Raw genomic sequence first — 15,043 nt, forward strand, 5'->3', positions numbered from 1 at the left:
GCAGCTGTTCGACCTGCCATGTCTATATTGATGAGAGCTGGGTAGAAAAACTGCCGCCCGCCAGTGACATGGAACAGGAGATGCTGGAATTTGCCAGCGCGCCCGATGCGCGGCTGTCGCGCCTGTCCTGCCAGATCCGCATCACCGATGCGATGGACGGCCTCGTCGTCACAATGCCCGAAACCCAGGCCGAAATCTGACGCGTCCAAACAGATAGCAGGGGCCGAGATCGCCGGAAATGGCTGTATTACGGCAGCCTCTGCCGGGATGCTACCTTTTCCGGGCATGGGGCGAGCATGGAGATAAATCTCCCGTCTTGCCGGGACAGAAGACCCAAGCACGTCATGTCAAGGACGAACACTTATGGCCGCAGGGAAACAGGTGCGTCATATCTGTATTGCCGCCGCCAAGCGTTTAACTTAACGGGTGGTATCGGCCTATTCTATGTCCCGTGTGCCTTAAATGCCCGGCCCCTCTTATGTGTCACGCCATAATAGACATCATGCGTGTTCAGGCGGGATGACTGCCAGACCGCAAATCGCCTGGAAAGCAGCAGGATAGGGGGTATTTGGGCTGAAGATCTGCCGCCACCGCACATGCGTACCGAAGATACGGGACAGATGCCTTGCAATATCGAAGGTCATTTCGCGAGTTTTATTCTTCGGCGCTGTCCCTTGGGAAGGTTGCACACCAGGTTTCGGCAGAAGGATGCCGCTAAGGCATCCTGTTGAAGCGGAGCTATCTTAATCAACGCTTGAATATATGTGTCAATAGCCTGAAGTTTTGAAAACCGCGCCGCAGTTTTTCCTGCGGAGCGGTCTTTGATTTTAGGCGCGCGCTGCAACGCTGGCGTCACCCAACACCTTCTCGACCACAATTTTCGCGGTCTCGGCACAGGCCTGCGTGCCGCCATTGCCGTAAACCTTCACCGCATCGCCGACACACCAAAGGCCTTCGATGCCGGTTGCCTGATCCATATCGTAACCCGCCCCGGTCCGCTGGGCGGGCCATTCGTCACGCATGACCCGGATTGACAGCATTTTTACCTTTTCGTCAAATCCGGGGAATTGGTCACGAAGATCGGCAAGGCCTTCATTGATTTCCGCCTCGCTGTTGAACGCGCCCATCGCGGGGATCGGCACGGCATAAGCGACATATTGATGCCAGCCCGCCGGGGCCAGTTCGGGACAGGTCGCCGTCAGATTGGCCATGTTGCACAGACGCCGGGTTTTACCGAAGGTCATGATGCCCGGGGCCTTGGGCATCAGGTTTTCGCGTGAGGCAAAGTTGTAAACGATATTGGCTGCGGGTTTGAGAAGCTCGACGGTCTGGCGGACATAATCGGGCGGGAAATGCGCTTCGCCCGCCAGCGCCACCGTGGCCTTGGGGCCGCAATTGGTGACGATCGTTTCGGCCTCAACCCGAATGGTACGATCACCACGACGGACAATCACCGCTTTGGCCCTGTTGTCCTCGACAACGATTTTTTCAGCCGGGGCACTTAACCAAACCTCGCCTCCCAGGCGGACAACCGCATCCGCCAGTGCCTGCCAGGCCCCGACCGTACCTTCCGGATGAAAACCGAACCGCTTGAAAGCCCCCTTTGAGGTAAAATAGGTCAGAAAGGCGCGTGCCGGAATTTCCGAGGAATTCATTGCAAAGATGGCCGCGCACAGATTGCGGAAGATCGCGTGAACCGTTTCGTTTTTGGTGTAGCCTTTCAACCAGTCTTCGGTTGATTGACGTCCGTCAGGCAGGCTTCCCGTTCGGGCCTTGGCAAATTCGCCAAGAACCTTCGAGGCCTGCCGGGTGATCCCGCCAAGAAGAAGGGCAAGCCCGCCTTTTGAAACGTCAACGACCTTGCGGTCCAGAAAAAACACCGCAGCGGGCTTAGGCTCGCGAATATCAAGGCTGGCACCCGCAACCTTGAACGTTTCTTCAAAGATGCCGCCCGGTTCAAGGGCGATTGCCCCCATATTGACCTTGTGGCCATCGATAAGCTCGGTTCCGGCGCGTCCACCCAGATAGTCGTGATCATCAATCAACAGCGTTTTCTTGCCAGCAGCGGCGAAACGGGCCGCAGCACAGCATCCACCTGCGCCCGCGCCGATGACAACGACATCAAACTTTGCCTGCGTTTCCAAATGATCCTCCCGATTGTTCGACAAAAACAGTGTCGGCTCTTGAAATAAACCGACTGTTCGTATTATTATTGCATCTTGCTGATCGTCGCGCAAGCGGCAGAAGCCGCAAAGGCCCACGGCGCTATTGAAGTTTTTTGACGGAAATGTTCTTGTCCCCATTGCATTCTTCAACAATACAAAACGGTTGGACGGAAAACGGAAAATGGCCCGCACGCAATCCAAGGACTATCCCGAAATCAGAGAAAAAATCCTGCGATCCTCGGCAAAGGTTTTCGCCAGCAAAGGATTCTCGACTTCCACGATCATTGATCTTGCCACAGCCTGCAATTCCTCACGCGGTGCGCTCTATCACTATTTCGGTTCAAAAGAAGAAATTCTGAGCCACATCATCAGCGAGCATGTGTCGCAGATGCTCAGCGAATTGCAGACATTGGGCGAGCAGAAACTGGACGCGCGGGAATTCCTTTATGCCGTTTCCCGCAAGATCATGGAACTCAATGCCGTCAACAATGCCGAGCAGATCGTGCTGTTGAACGACTGGAACCAGCTTGATGAAAAGCAGAAGGCCGAAACAGCCGCCGCACAGCGCAAAATCATTGCCATCATCCGGGATGCCCTGATCCGACTCGATACCGCACACCGCATGACACCCAAATACGCGACCACCCACGCAATGTCCCTGCTTGGCTCGCTCAACTACACCTATGCCTGGTATGATCCGGAAGGGGCGGTCAAGCCTGACGAATATGCTGACATGGTGGTCAATGTTTTCCTTGACGGATTTCTTTCGCCCGCAAGTCCGGGCTGATTCACACTGAAAGGTTTCACATGCCCCAAACCCCCATGAATGACGTGCTGACGCGAATTTCCGATCTCTTTGGTAGCTGGCACGCCGGAACAACACTCGATGAAATGCGCAATGGTTTTGCGCAACTCGTATCAGGGGGAAAACGACCGGCAATGATACGGCCTGTCGATGCGTCAGGCGTGCAGGGGGCGTGGATCGGTGATGAAACCGCAGAACGTGTGGTGCTTTATTGCCACGGCGGCGGTTATCAAATGGGATCAATCCTTTCTCACGGCGATCTTATGGAAAGACTGGCTGTGGAAAGCGGGGCGAAGGTTTTTGGTTTTGACTACCGGCTTGCGCCGGAGCATCGTTATCCGGCGGCGCTGGAAGATGCGGTGACTGTTTATCGCTGGCTGCTGGCGAAGGGTATCTCGCCCGGCAAGCTGGCGATTGCCGGAGATTCGGCCGGTGCCGGGCTTGCTCTGGCGCTGATGCTGAAACTGCGCGAACTTGGCCTGCCGCAGGTGGCTGCGGCGGTTTTTCTCTCGCCGTGGCTTGATTTGCAGGCGCGCAGCGAAACTTACCAGGCCAATGCCGCACTTGACCCTTTGACCCAGCGCGACAAGGTTCTGCGCATGGCAAGAACCTATCTTGGCAAACAGGGCGACCCGACCGATCCTTTCGCCTCTCCCATTGAGGCGGACCTTTCGGGCCTGCCGCCGATGCTTGTTCATGTCGGTGGTTCGGAAACGGTTCTGGGGGATTCGGAATTATTGCGTGACCGCGCCGCAGAAGTCGGTACCAACGTCAACGTTAAGGTCTGGCCGGGAATGATTCATCATTTTCAAGTCTTTCCCGAATTGCCAGAGGCACGCCAGTCGCTGCGGGAGATTGGTGCTTATCTAAAGGACACACTATCTTAAAAAAAACGGGTGCGGTCGGGCAGAACCCAACCGCACCCGGCGGCTATCAAGCCTGGGCGATTCCCATTCCTCCGGATACGCCGAGCGTTTCGCCCGTCACGTAGCCGGCCTCGCGCGAGGCAACAAATGCCACGGCAGCGGCAACATCTTCCGCCGTGCCCAGCCGGCGCAAAAGTGTTGCGCCCTCCATTGCCTTAAGCAGTTTTTCACCGCCGCCGTTTATTGCCTCGCGTAAAAGCGGCGTGTCGATCGGTCCGGGCAGGATGGAATTGGCGGTAATGCCATAACGGGCGTTTTCCAGCGCTATCGACTTGGTGAAGGCAATGAGCCCCCCCTTTGCCGCCGCATAAACCGCGCCGCCGCGTGATCCCATACGCCCCGCCTCGGACCCGATATTGACGATGCGTCCGAAACGGCCTTTTTGCATGGCGGGCAGGACGGCTCTTGTCACGGCAAAAGCCGCCTCCAGATTGATCAAAAGAAGCCGACGCCAGTCTGCTTCGGTTGTGTCGGTGAAAAACGCATGTTGATCGATGCCTGCATTATTCACGGCAATGTCAAACGGCCCTGTCTGCGCAATCAGACTGTCCAGGGCCTCAAAATCGGCAAGATCGAGCACGGCAACGCGAACATCCGGACCGCAAGCCTCTGCCACTTCCCGGGCCGCGGTTTCGTTGCGATCAAAAATGACCACATGCGCGCCTTCTTCGGCCAACCGCCTGACAATGGCGGCACCGATACCACTTGCCCCGCCCGTGACCATTGCGCGCAACCCGCGCAAACGATTGGCAACATCCATCTTATTCACCCTTGAAAATCGGGCTTCGCTTGGCAATGACGGCGTTCAGCCCTTCCAGCGCATCGGCCGTGCCTGACAGGGTGGCAACCTCTCGTGCCTCGTCAGGCAGGCTGGCATCAAAACCCCGGCCCAAACCATTCCACATCAGCCGTTTTGTGGCCGCCAGGGATTTTGGTGCGCCAGCGGCAATCTGCCGGGCCACCTTGAGGATTTCTGCATCGAGCACATCGTCCGGGACAACCCGGGTCACAAGACCAATCCGCTCGGCCTCTTCGGCCTCGACGATCCGGTTGGTCAGAACAAGATCCATCGCGCGGCGAAAACCGACCAGCTTGCTTAACAGGGCTGTTGCGCCACCATCGGGTGCCATGCCGACCCGCGTGGCCCCGGCCATAATCCTGGCCGATGCCGCGCAAATCACGATATCTGAACAGCACACAAGACCCAGCCCTGCTCCGCCTGCGGCAAAGCCGTGGACTTTGGTGATGACGGGAACCCCCAGATTAACCAGGGCCGAGACACAAATTTGCAGATAGGCCGTTGCCATGCGCAGATAATCGGGCAGGGCCTCGCCTTTCGAGGCGAAATCCTTCACATCGCCACCGCCGCAGAAAAGCTTGCCATTCCCCGACAGGATGACGGCACGCACTCTGCGATCGCCATGAACCTTCATGATGACGTCCTGCAAGGCACGCATCAGCTCGATGGTAAAGCCGTTACCGGCTTCCGGCCGATTGAGCTGGATGTTGGCAATGCCTTCGCCAAAGGTCAGGCAAACAGGGCCATCGGCAACCAGGATCTCGTCTCCTGCGAACATGGTGTTCTCTCCCTTTCCCTGCATTCTCTCAAACGAGGAAAGACAAGGTAAAAATTGGCTTGTTATTGTTGATCAGCACAACCTTCTTGTAGGCCATCTTAAGCTCGCCATTTATGTGTCGCAGGCTATATTCAGTGCGCGACGCCCACATTGTGTCTCCACGCAAGTTGGTCTCGAAAATCTGCGCGTTGCACATGACCTTGATGTCGTTGTTGTCGGATTTGATCAGCTCGAAATTGGAAATGACGCGGGCCAATTGCGAGGGCGGCGTTTGCGAATGCCGCCGGCCGGTTTTGAGCTGCCGGATCCGCAGCGAAATCCGCGACCGGTTGTCATAGATCAGCGACATGTCCCGTTCGGGATCTGTGTCTGTTCCGTTGGCGGGAACCCAGTAAATCGCGTCATCGGTCCAGAGGTCTTCCCAGGCATCGTAATCATGGATGTCCTGCAAGCGCGCCTCACGAAACACGAATTGCTGCACCTCATGATAGAGTTCCTGATCGAAGGATTTTGAAAAAACGCGCCCCTTGCCAACCCATTCCTTCAGGATGTCGGGGCCGTCGATCACTGTTTCTTCCGCTGCCATTTTATTGCGCTTCCATGATTGAAAGATAGTGACGCCAAATCTCGCGCGAGGGCAGATCGTCGGTGGAGTGACCGATCAGGAAACCGTCCTCGTCGCGCCGCTCGCGATGTTCTCCGCGTTTCAGATAGAGATATTCCGGGTTCCGAATTTCCAGGCCACGCTGATTGCGCTCATACATCTCTGTATCATCGGCAAGAAGGAAGCCCGCAGGCCCTACCGATCCCATCGTCTGCTGGCGAAGCCGCCGGTTAATATCTGGTGCTCCCTTGAACTGGATGGCTGTCGAGTGCTGGATCGACTCGTTTGCCGAAACCGGCTGAATCACAAAAATCTGGATTTCGGCAATGAACAGATTGGGGAAAATCATCACATGGGGCGCGCCATCAATCATGATCTGGCGGGCACGCTCCTCGCCATAGGCTTCGTTCATCTGACGGGTATAGTCCGGCAGGCGATCGGCACTTGTCCCAAACCAGCTTAGCGGTTCGTCACGCCGGCGAAACTCCGGACGCGGATCGACTTCGGTATGACCATTGCCAAAGCTGCGGGTCACGGCTACCGCATCGCTGCCGTAAAGACTGCCAATGGCACTGTCGGCCACCGAAAAGATGGAAGAATGCACAAAGCCGGGATGATAGCCATCGCATTCATTTTCCAGAATGAACTTCCAGTTGGCCCGCGTGCGATGCCGCAGGAAACCCGCCGAAATCTCGATTTCGCCGGTTGGGGAATTGTCGCAAAGCTGGTCAATGGCGCGTTTGGCACCCCCCAGATGTTCTTCCAGCGTGGGGCCTTCCTCTGTCATGCAGCCAAAGACGAAACCGCGATAAATTGCGATGCGTGCCACCTTGGCAAGCCCGAGCTTGGATTTGTCCGTTCCTTGGTAACCATCGGGAAAGGCATAGTTAATCAGGTCGCCGGTATTGGAAAAGGTCCAGGAATGATAAGGACAGGTAAAGCGTGCCCGGTTTCCCTTTTCCTGCACACAAACCGCGTTGCCACGATGCGGGCACCGGTTGAGCAACAATTGAATTTCATTATTTCGATCACGAACCATCAAAACGGGCATCGGCCCGATTGTCTTCGTAACGAAGTCGTTGACGTTCGGAACCTCACTGACGTGACCGACATAAACCCAAGTGCGGAACCAGATCTTCTCGACCTCTTCCTTGAAGATTTCCTCGTCATAATAAAGCGAGCCGTGGACCAAGCCGGGCTGGATCAGCTTTTTCCATTTCGAGTGCGCATACTGCTCCATCGGGATTCCTTTCAGACAATGCTGACTTTGATCAGTCAAGCTGCCTTAATTAATAAGCCGGACATTCATCTTTTTATTAGACCCCAAAAGCCATGTCAATTGCCATGTGGAAAAAAATGGCGATCAATATCTCTAGCGCCCGGTAAAGGATGGGCGGGTCTTTGCCAGAAATGCCGATATTCCTGCTTTCGCATCTTCCGAAGAAAAGACGCGTGCCTGACCAACTGCCTCCATTTCCATGCCTGCGGTGTCATCCGTGGCATGTTGAAGGATACGCTTGGACATTGTGAGTGCGCATGTCGGGCCCGCGGCCAGTTTCTCTGCAAAGGCGCGCATGGCGGACTCAAACATGTTGTCCGGATACACCTCGGCGCAAAGACCAAGCGCCTGTGCCTCTTCGGCACTCAGAAGTTTCCCGGTAAAAATCAAATATGCCGCGCGCTGATAACCCAATGTATCGCGTAAGAAAGTATGAAGCCCGGCATCACACATGATTCCGATGGCGCTATAGGGGGATCCCAGCTTGGCATTTTGTGAACATAGGACGATGTCACAGGCTGCCGCGATCCCAAAACCGCCACCAACACAGGCCCCTTCAACAGCCGCAATCACCGGGACGGGTATGGCCCGCAATGCCTTCAAGGCAGGATTGACTTGCCCGTCAACAACCGCAAAGGCGTCGGTTTTGCCAGGCGCGATCTCGCTCACATCGAAGCCGGAGCAAAAATTATGACCGTCCCCGCGAATCACAACAGCACGCGCCCCGCTTTCTGCAACCGCCCGCGCGGCATCAAGCAGTGCCAGCCAGTCCGTTCCGCGCAGGGCGTTTCTTGCATTTGGCCGGTTTAGACGTATCTCGGCAAGCCCGCCGTCGTAGCTCAGCCTGACTCCGTGATCCTTGCTCATGTATCTCTCCAAAAATAATCCGACTGGACGTTCGTATTTAATTTGGCATATTAATATTCTTTGTGCCATTTTCAATCGAATTAAAACGGAAGGCCGCCAACGGCGTCCAGGAGGAGACAAGATGAATATCAACGCATCGACCAGCTCGGAAAAACATGCGCAGGAATTTCGGCTCGCCGATCCCGTGTTTCTCACAGAAGAGCACAAGATGCTGCGCGATATGATTCGCCGCTTCGTCGAAAAGGAAGTCGTGCCACATGGCGAGGCCTGGGAGCGGGATGGCAAGATCCCGCGTGAGATGTTCTTAAAGCTCGGCGACCTCGGGCTGCTCGGAATGCAGCATGAAGAAGAGTATGGCGGCACGCAGATGGGTGCCCTGGCCTCGGTTATCTTCGGCGAAGAGCTGTCACGTTCCTCGTTTGGTGGCTTTACAGCGTCGATAACCGTCCATACCGACATGTCGGCAAGCCACATTACCCGGGTGGGAACACCTGAACAAAAAGCACGTTTTCTGCCTGACATCATCGCCGGTCGCAAGGTTTGCGCCATTGGCGTGACGGAAGCCAATGCGGGCTCCGATGTCGCAAGTATAAGAACACGCGCCGTTCGTGATGGAAACGACTGGGTGATCAATGGAACAAAAATGTTCATCACCAATGCGGTCTATGGCGATATTGTCATTCTGGCGGCAAGAACGGGCGATCTGGCGGCCGGTGCACGCGGCATTTCACTGTTTATTGTGCCAACCGACACGCCTGGGTTCGAGGTTGCCAGCAAGCTCGAAAAACATGGCTGGTTGTGTTCGGACACAGCCGAGCTTTCCTTTACCGATATGCGTATCCCCGCAGAGAACCTTCTGGGCGAGGAAAATCGTGGGTTTCATGCCATCATGCGGGGGTTTGAGCATGAAAGATTGATGATCGGTGCCTTCTGTGCGGGCGAAGGCGCAAAAGCCATCGAACTGACCCTGGACTATGTCCGCGCCAGAACCGCCTTTGGAAAAACCCTGTGGGAGCAGCAGGCAACACGGCAACGATTATCCGAACTTGCCTCGCGGGTTGCAATGGTGCGGGCGCTTACCTATCAGACCGCCGCAGCCCTTGAGGCAGGACAACCGGTCAGCCTGGAAACCGCCATGATCAAATCCGTCGGTCCAGAGGTTCTGCATGATGTGGTGCATGGCTGCCTGCAATTGCATGGTGGCACCGGCTATATGCGTGGCACCCCGATCGAGCGCATGGCCCGGGATGCCCGCCTTCTGCGTATCGGTGGCGGCGCAACCGAAGTCATGCTCGAAGAGGTCGCCAAGCGAATTTGATTGCGCTGGTGCGAGAGAGGCCCGGGGCAACCGGGCCTCAAAATGTGGACAAACCCCTGATAATTTGCCGGGGGGTTGTCCGGGGGCTGTACCGCCACCACTGGTGGCGGTCGTGTTTTCAGATCGGGTTATGTCGGATCAGGTCAGGGCCCCCGAGGATTTCATCAACGCAATGTCCTCGTCCGAGTAACCCGCCTCGCGCAATATTTCCAAGGTATCCGCGCCCGGTGCGCGGGGAGGCTCGATTGGCCCGGCCGGTGTACGATCAAAGCGCGGCGCAGGGGCAGCCTGCACAACACCTTCCTCTCGCACAAAGATGCCTCTCGCGGCGTTGTGGGGGTGCTGTTCTACCTCGTCCAGGGTCAGAACCGGTGCCACGCAGGCATCACTTCCTTCAAAAATCCGGACCCATTCGTCCCGTGTTTTCTGGCGAAAAACATCCGCATAGGCTTTGCCCAGGCGCGGCCAGTTGTCCTTGTTGACCTGTTCACGCGGCGGCACATGCTCCAGCCCCGCTTTTTCGCACAGTTCGGCAAAAAACTGCGGTTCGATGGGGGCAACGGATATTGCTTTGCCATCCGCGGTTTCGTAACAGCGATAGTAAGGCGCACCGCCGTCGAGCATGTTGTGTTCGCGACCAAGATCCCAGCTACCGTTTTGATACATCCAGTGGAAAACACCCATCAAGGCGGGAACACCATCGACAATCGCCGCATCCACCACCTGTCCCTTGCCAGAAACCTGTCGTTCAAGCAGGGCGGCAAGAATACCGAAGATCAAAAACATCGAGCCCCCGCCATAATCGGCCACAAGGTTCAATGGCGGGACTGGCGGCCGGTCGGCACTGCCAATTGCTGCCAGCGCACCCGACAGTGACATATAGTTCAGATCGTGCCCGGCCAGCGGCGCAAGCGGCCCGGTCTGCCCCCATCCGGTCATGCGCGCATAAACAAGGCCCTCATTGCGTGCAAGGCATTCCGTCGGCCCAAGACCAAGCCGCTCCATGACGCCCGGCCGAAAACCTTCAATCAGCGCATCCGAGGTTTCAATCAGGCGAAACACCGACTCGCGGCCCGCTTCCGACTTCAAATCAAGTGCAATCGAACGCTTGTTACGCCGATTGACATTGGCGACATCCTGCTTGCCCGACGCCCTGTCGATAACAATCACCTTGGCACCGAGATCGGCCAGAAGCTGGCCTGCCAATGGCCCGGGGCCCAGCCCGGCAAACTCGAGAACGGTGATGTGTGAAAGCGGTCCTTTGCGGCTCATCGTTTCCTCCGTATATGTCAGTCAAGTCAAACAATAGCAAATTAGTAAACCGTTCATCCGGTATATAAAAGAAAATTGTTGCACAATTGGACCTCCCTGACGACGGGCGGCTGCCAGAACACGATCATCGCATTCCTTTAATCGCCGCGACAGGATGATTCTTGCCGGTCTCTGGCAAGAGGGAACCGTAAAAAATAATGTATCAAAGCCGATAGTGTGATGCGGATTGTTGTCAAAACTACGCTATGTTCGTCGTTTGTCGGAGCCTCTGAACCGCCCTGTGGCAGAGCCTTGCTCGTGATTTTTGGCATCTTTATAATAAATCCGGTTGACCGTCTTATTATAAAGATGCCAAACTGGCGGAAGGAAATTGTGCCGGTCATCATCTGCGCACTTCAATGCTAACAAATGGGGCAGACCTCACATGGCTTTGGATAAAATTGTCATTGTTGGAACCGGGCAAGGCGGTTTTCAGGCCGCAGCCAGCCTTCGGCAGGAAGGTTACGAAGGCGAGATCACCATGATTGGCGATGAAGCCGGGCTGCCTTATCAGCGTCCGCCGCTTTCCAAGGCCTATATGAAAGAAGCCAATATCGAGCGGATACAACTCCGCCCTGAAAACTTCTACACGCAAAACAGGATCAATCTTGTCGATGCAACCCGTGTCGAGCAGATCGACCGGGCTGAGCGCGCCGTTGTCACCAGTGCCGGAGACAGGATTGCCTATGACCATCTCATTTTGGCGACCGGGGCCCGCAATGCAGTCACCCCGATCAAGGGTATTCACGAGGAACGAGTGTTTGGCCTGCGCTCGATGATGGATGCCGACCATCTGCGAAGCACGCTTGAGGATGCAAAACACGTTATCATCATCGGCGGAGGCTTCATCGGGTTGGAATTTGCCGCTGTGGCGCGCGAAATGGGCCGCGAGGTTGTGGTTCTGGAAGCGGCCAGCCGTTTAATGGAGCGTGCCGTCAGTCCGGAAATGTCATCGCATTTTGAACGTATCCATTGCGACCGGGGCACGATGTTAAAATTCGGCCAACCGGTTGTAGAAGTCTCTGACGAAGGGGCGTACAGACCGTGCCGTGCCCGGTTGGCAAACGGCGACTCCTTTGACGGTGATTTTATTCTGCTGGCTGCGGGTGTTCGTCCAAATCAGGAACTGGCGGCTGCCACCGGTCTTTCGACGGCAAACGGCATCATTGTAAATCAGCTCTTGCTGACGTCTGATGCAAATATTTCCGCACTGGGCGACTGCGCGGCCTTTCCGGACCCGCGTACTGGTGAACTTATCCGTCTGGAATCGGTACAGGCTGCCTCCGATCATGCCCGCACAATTGCCAGGCGCCTTACCGGCAAACCCGCCGCCTATACCGCGCTGCCCTGGTTCTGGAGCGATCAGTTCGATGCCAAACTGCAAATAGCAGGTTTGCCATCGGGCGCGGACAAAAGCTTTGTGCGCAAGGGCAATGGCGACGAATATTGCGTTTATCGGTTCGCGGAAAACAAACTCGTTTGCGTTGAAACCGTTAACAGTGCACGGGAGCATATGACAGCGCGCAAGCTTCTAGCTACCGGTTCGGAACCGGTTTTTTGGGACGACCTGAAACAGGTGGGCTTTGAGCTGGCCGCATTGATGAAACGTCAAAAAGAAATGGCCAGCACCTGAACGGATACTGGCCGTCACTTCCTGCACAGCATTGATCTCCTGTGCCGCGACATTCCTGAAAGAAGCCCCGTCTCCGGGGATTACGGAATTGCCTGATTTCGCATTTCACGCTCAAGCGTTTCGCGCAAATCCGGGTGGGCAATCGAACACAGCCGCGATGCGCGTTCCGCAAGCCCCACTCCCCGCAGATCGGCATGGCCATATTCGGTCACGATAATGCCTGCATCCGATCTGGCAAGACTTGCCGGTCCGCTTAATTTCGGCACGATACAGGATTTGAGCGTTCCATCGCGCAAACGCCGGGCCGACGGAAGTGCAATAATGGGCAGTCCGCCTTTCGAGGCAGCGCCCCCCCGCGCAAAATCCGTTCCGCCGCCGATGGCTCCGACATAATCCCTGCCAGTTGTTTCGGTGTTGGCCTGTCCGCCAAGGTCGACCTCAAGTGCTGAATTAATTGCGGTAAATTGCTCGATCCGGGCAAGTGTCGACAGCCCGTGAGTTTGGCTGGTTGGAGCAAGAAAAAGCAGATCCGGTTCCTTACACAGCTTGAAAGTCTTCTCCGACCCGGCGATCAGGCCCGCCAGCGAGATACCCGGATAAATCTTTTTGCGGCTGTTATCAATAACCCCTGCTTCTATCAGATCCGTCAAACCATCAACAAACAGGCCAGTATGAACGCCCAGATGCCGATGAGACCCCAGCGCACTGAGAATTGCCGAGGGCAATGCGCCAAGGCCAATCTGAAGTGTCGCACCATCGGGAATCAGGGCCGCCACATTTTGCGCAATGGCTGATTGCAGGGCATCCGGCTCTGCCGTTGGCGGTGTCATCGGCTTTCGCGATGTATGAACGACGATATCAATATCGTCAGCGGAAATTTCGACGGTGGATTGTGTGGCGGGAAGCGCATCGTTCACTTCTGCAATCACCACACGCGACGCCCTGATCAAGGGCCAAAGATATTCACAGGCAAGCCCGAAGCTGTATGTCCCGGGCGAACGCCCTGGTGCCAGTTGCAAAAACAGCACGTCCACGTTTCCGGTCAGTTTTTGCGCGAAACTGGAATAGTGAACCGGCAGGATGTCGAGCCTTCCGGTACGTGCAAGCAGCCGGTTTTTGCCGGTGCCACAATAGGAGCGATAGACAATATGGTCGCAATAGTCTTGCGAAACCGTATCATGCCAACTGATGCCGACAAAGGCATTCACGCCACCCAATTCCGCCCGTTGCGTGACCAGTGCGGTTGTCAGGGCAAGCGGTTCCGCGGCCGCCTGCCCCCAAAAGATCGTATCACCGGCGCGAATATAGTCCTTCAGATCAAGCTCTTCTAACGGAACAACTTTTGGCATCAGGCGAGCTCGAAAACGGCAGACATGCCCTGGCCGCCGCCAATGCACATCGTTTCAAGGCCATAGCGCGCCTTCCGGCGCTTCATTTCATGAAGCAGCGTCGTCATGATGCGCACGCCCGTCGCCCCAATGGGATGACCCAGCGAAATCCCCGAGCCATTGACATTCAGGCGCGGGTCATCGGCCTGCAAACCCCATTCCTTTAGCACCGCAAGCACCTGGCAGGCAAAGGCCTCGTTAACCTCAATCAGGTTCATCTGATCAAGACTGAGGCCGGTCTTTTGCAGCACCCGACGGGTTGCCGGAACCGGCCCGATTCCCATCCGTGCCGGATCACACCCTGCTGCAGCCCAACCCGTCAAGAAGGCGACAGGCTCCAGCCCCAACATATGAAGTTTATCCTCGCTGACGACCAGACAGGCAGCCGCAGCATCGTTTTGCTGACTGGCATTTCCGGCGGTGACGATGCCGTCCGTCATGATCGGACGAAGCTTTGCCAGCGTTTCGGTGGTTGTATCGGGGCGGATGCCTTCATCCTCTGTCACAATACGGGGATCACGCTTTGCCTGTGGGACTGTAACAGGCACAACTTCCTGGGCGAAACGCCCGTCTTTCCATGCGCCATCCGCCCTTTTGTGGCTTTCAGCGGCAAAATGGTCGGCAGCTTCGCGCGTGATGGCGTAATCGCGGGCAAGATTTTCCGCCGTTTCCACCATGCCCGAAATAACGCCAAAGCGATCCACGGGTTGCGACCGTTCGCGTCCGCGATCCAGGCGGTCATGGAACTGCGCGCTTCCGGCGCGTTTTCCCCAACGCATGTCGGTGGAATAATATTCGATGCGGCTCATGCTTTCGATGCCGCCAGCCAGCACGACATCGCAGGCACCGCTTTCCACCATCATCGCCGCCGTGGCAATGGCTTGAAGGCCCCCGCCGCAGCGCCGGTCAAGTTGCAGGCCGGGAACCTCTATCGGCAGGTCTGCTGCCAGGGCCAGCCAGCGTCCGATACAGGGTGTTTCGCTGTTGGCATAGGATTGTGCAAAGACGACATCCTCGATGACGGCCGGGTCAATGCCGGTGCGCTCCAGTACCGCCTTGATGACGGTTGCGCCCAACTCCTCGACGGGAAGATCACGAAATGCGCCACCAAAACGCCCGATCGGACTTCTGAGGGGTGAAATAATTGCTGCACGCCTGCGATTGGTCATG

At 56.3% G+C, this 15,043-nt stretch carries 14 protein-coding genes; 5 read left to right on the plus strand and 9 right to left on the minus strand.

The genetic code is table 11. The features are described 5' to 3' along the window. Window positions 1-200 (plus strand): 2Fe-2S iron-sulfur cluster-binding protein (locus TH25_RS23020; protein ID WP_147253079.1); only part of this gene is annotated, 200 nt, incomplete at its 5' end. A gap of 627 nt (window positions 201-827) precedes the next feature. Here the strand turns inward: TH25_RS23020 and TH25_RS23025 are convergent. Next, on the minus strand, window positions 828-2,144 hold the full coding sequence (locus TH25_RS23025) for a phytoene desaturase family protein (RefSeq protein ID WP_220151488.1): 1,317 nt from the start codon (window positions 2,142-2,144) through the stop codon (window positions 828-830). 202 nt (window positions 2,145-2,346) lie between these two features. Here TH25_RS23025 and TH25_RS23030 point away from each other — a divergent pair, with 202 nt between their 5' ends. Both TH25_RS23030 and TH25_RS23035 read left to right on the plus strand, forming a co-directional pair. Continuing rightward, entirely contained in the window at window positions 2,347-2,952 is a 606-nt protein-coding gene (locus TH25_RS23030) for a TetR/AcrR family transcriptional regulator (protein WP_114090613.1), read from the plus strand. 20 nt (window positions 2,953-2,972) lie between these two features. Then, window positions 2,973-3,857: an alpha/beta hydrolase gene (locus TH25_RS23035; protein WP_114090614.1), complete on the plus strand. Its 885-nt coding sequence runs from the start codon at window positions 2,973-2,975 to the stop codon at window positions 3,855-3,857. A gap of 46 nt (window positions 3,858-3,903) precedes the next feature. Here the strand turns inward: TH25_RS23035 and TH25_RS23040 are convergent, their stop codons facing one another. From TH25_RS23040 to TH25_RS23060, 5 genes are all read right to left on the minus strand, one after another. After that, entirely contained in the window at window positions 3,904-4,656 is a 753-nt protein-coding gene (locus TH25_RS23040; protein ID WP_114090615.1) for an SDR family NAD(P)-dependent oxidoreductase, read from the minus strand. A gap of 1 nt (window position 4,657) precedes the next feature. Continuing rightward, the gene (locus tag TH25_RS23045; protein WP_181847800.1) at window positions 4,658-5,473 is read right to left on the minus strand and encodes an enoyl-CoA hydratase/isomerase family protein; all 816 of its coding nucleotides are present in this window, start codon (window positions 5,471-5,473) and stop codon (window positions 4,658-4,660) included. A 28-nt stretch (window positions 5,474-5,501) separates the two neighbouring features. After that, entirely contained in the window at window positions 5,502-6,059 is a 558-nt protein-coding gene (locus tag TH25_RS23050; protein ID WP_114090616.1) for an aromatic-ring-hydroxylating dioxygenase subunit beta, read from the minus strand. A 1-nt stretch (window position 6,060) separates the two neighbouring features. Beyond that, entirely contained in the window at window positions 6,061-7,317 is a 1,257-nt protein-coding gene (locus TH25_RS23055; protein WP_114090617.1) for an aromatic ring-hydroxylating oxygenase subunit alpha, read from the minus strand. A gap of 132 nt (window positions 7,318-7,449) precedes the next feature. After that, window positions 7,450-8,223 (minus strand): enoyl-CoA hydratase/isomerase family protein, encoded by a 774-nt coding sequence (locus tag TH25_RS23060; RefSeq protein ID WP_181847802.1) that lies wholly within the window; start codon window positions 8,221-8,223, stop codon window positions 7,450-7,452. A 121-nt stretch (window positions 8,224-8,344) separates the two neighbouring features. On the opposite strand from TH25_RS23060, the gene TH25_RS23065 reads away from it, so the two are divergent. After that, window positions 8,345-9,541: an acyl-CoA dehydrogenase family protein gene (locus TH25_RS23065; RefSeq protein ID WP_114090619.1), complete on the plus strand. Its 1,197-nt coding sequence runs from the start codon at window positions 8,345-8,347 to the stop codon at window positions 9,539-9,541. A gap of 138 nt (window positions 9,542-9,679) precedes the next feature. Here TH25_RS23065 and TH25_RS23070 read toward each other — a convergent pair whose 3' ends face one another. Further along, complete coding sequence (locus TH25_RS23070; RefSeq protein ID WP_114090620.1) at window positions 9,680-10,813, minus strand: CaiB/BaiF CoA transferase family protein; 1,134 nt, start codon at window positions 10,811-10,813, stop codon at window positions 9,680-9,682. A 424-nt stretch (window positions 10,814-11,237) separates the two neighbouring features. Here TH25_RS23070 and TH25_RS23075 point away from each other — a divergent pair, with 424 nt between their 5' ends. Beyond that, the gene (locus tag TH25_RS23075; protein WP_114090621.1) at window positions 11,238-12,485 is read left to right on the plus strand and encodes an NAD(P)/FAD-dependent oxidoreductase; all 1,248 of its coding nucleotides are present in this window, start codon (window positions 11,238-11,240) and stop codon (window positions 12,483-12,485) included. An 80-nt stretch (window positions 12,486-12,565) separates the two neighbouring features. Here the strand turns inward: TH25_RS23075 and TH25_RS23080 are convergent, their stop codons facing one another. Together TH25_RS23080 and TH25_RS23085 are read right to left on the minus strand one after the other, a co-directional pair. Further along, window positions 12,566-13,834: an acetyl-CoA hydrolase/transferase family protein gene (locus TH25_RS23080; protein WP_114090622.1), complete on the minus strand. Its 1,269-nt coding sequence runs from the start codon at window positions 13,832-13,834 to the stop codon at window positions 12,566-12,568. Beyond that, entirely contained in the window at window positions 13,834-15,042 is a 1,209-nt protein-coding gene (locus TH25_RS23085; protein ID WP_114090623.1) for an acetyl-CoA C-acetyltransferase, read from the minus strand. The genes TH25_RS23080 and TH25_RS23085 overlap by 1 nt, the downstream gene beginning before the upstream one ends. Window position 15,043: the final 1 nt, after the last annotated feature.

The organism is Thalassospira profundimaris, from assembly GCF_003326755.1.
GTDB classification, from domain to species: Bacteria; Pseudomonadota; Alphaproteobacteria; order Rhodospirillales; family Thalassospiraceae; genus Thalassospira; species Thalassospira profundimaris_B.

Bases quoted from the DNA above. Each gene is read 5' to 3' on its own strand.
- TH25_RS23030 (WP_114090613.1), top strand. From the start codon at position 2,347: ATGGCCCGCACGCAATCCAAGGACTATCCCGAAATCAGAGAAAAAATC.
- TH25_RS23035 (WP_114090614.1), top strand. From the start codon at position 2,973: ATGCCCCAAACCCCCATGAATGACGTGCTGACGCGAATTTCCGATCTC.
- TH25_RS23040 (WP_114090615.1), bottom strand. From the start codon at position 4,656: ATGGATGTTGCCAATCGTTTGCGCGGGTTGCGCGCAATGGTCACGGGC.
- TH25_RS23045 (WP_181847800.1), bottom strand. From the start codon at position 5,473: ATGTTCGCAGGAGACGAGATCCTGGTTGCCGATGGCCCTGTTTGCCTG.
- TH25_RS23050 (WP_114090616.1), bottom strand. From the start codon at position 6,059: ATGGCAGCGGAAGAAACAGTGATCGACGGCCCCGACATCCTGAAGGAA.
- TH25_RS23055 (WP_114090617.1), bottom strand. From the start codon at position 7,317: ATGGAGCAGTATGCGCACTCGAAATGGAAAAAGCTGATCCAGCCCGGC.
- TH25_RS23060 (WP_181847802.1), bottom strand. From the start codon at position 8,223: ATGAGCAAGGATCACGGAGTCAGGCTGAGCTACGACGGCGGGCTTGCC.
- TH25_RS23065 (WP_114090619.1), top strand. From the start codon at position 8,345: ATGAATATCAACGCATCGACCAGCTCGGAAAAACATGCGCAGGAATTT.
- TH25_RS23070 (WP_114090620.1), bottom strand. From the start codon at position 10,813: ATGAGCCGCAAAGGACCGCTTTCACACATCACCGTTCTCGAGTTTGCC.
- TH25_RS23075 (WP_114090621.1), top strand. From the start codon at position 11,238: ATGGCTTTGGATAAAATTGTCATTGTTGGAACCGGGCAAGGCGGTTTT.
- TH25_RS23080 (WP_114090622.1), bottom strand. From the start codon at position 13,834: ATGCCAAAAGTTGTTCCGTTAGAAGAGCTTGATCTGAAGGACTATATT.
- TH25_RS23085 (WP_114090623.1), bottom strand. From the start codon at position 15,042: ATGACCAATCGCAGGCGTGCAGCAATTATTTCACCCCTCAGAAGTCCG.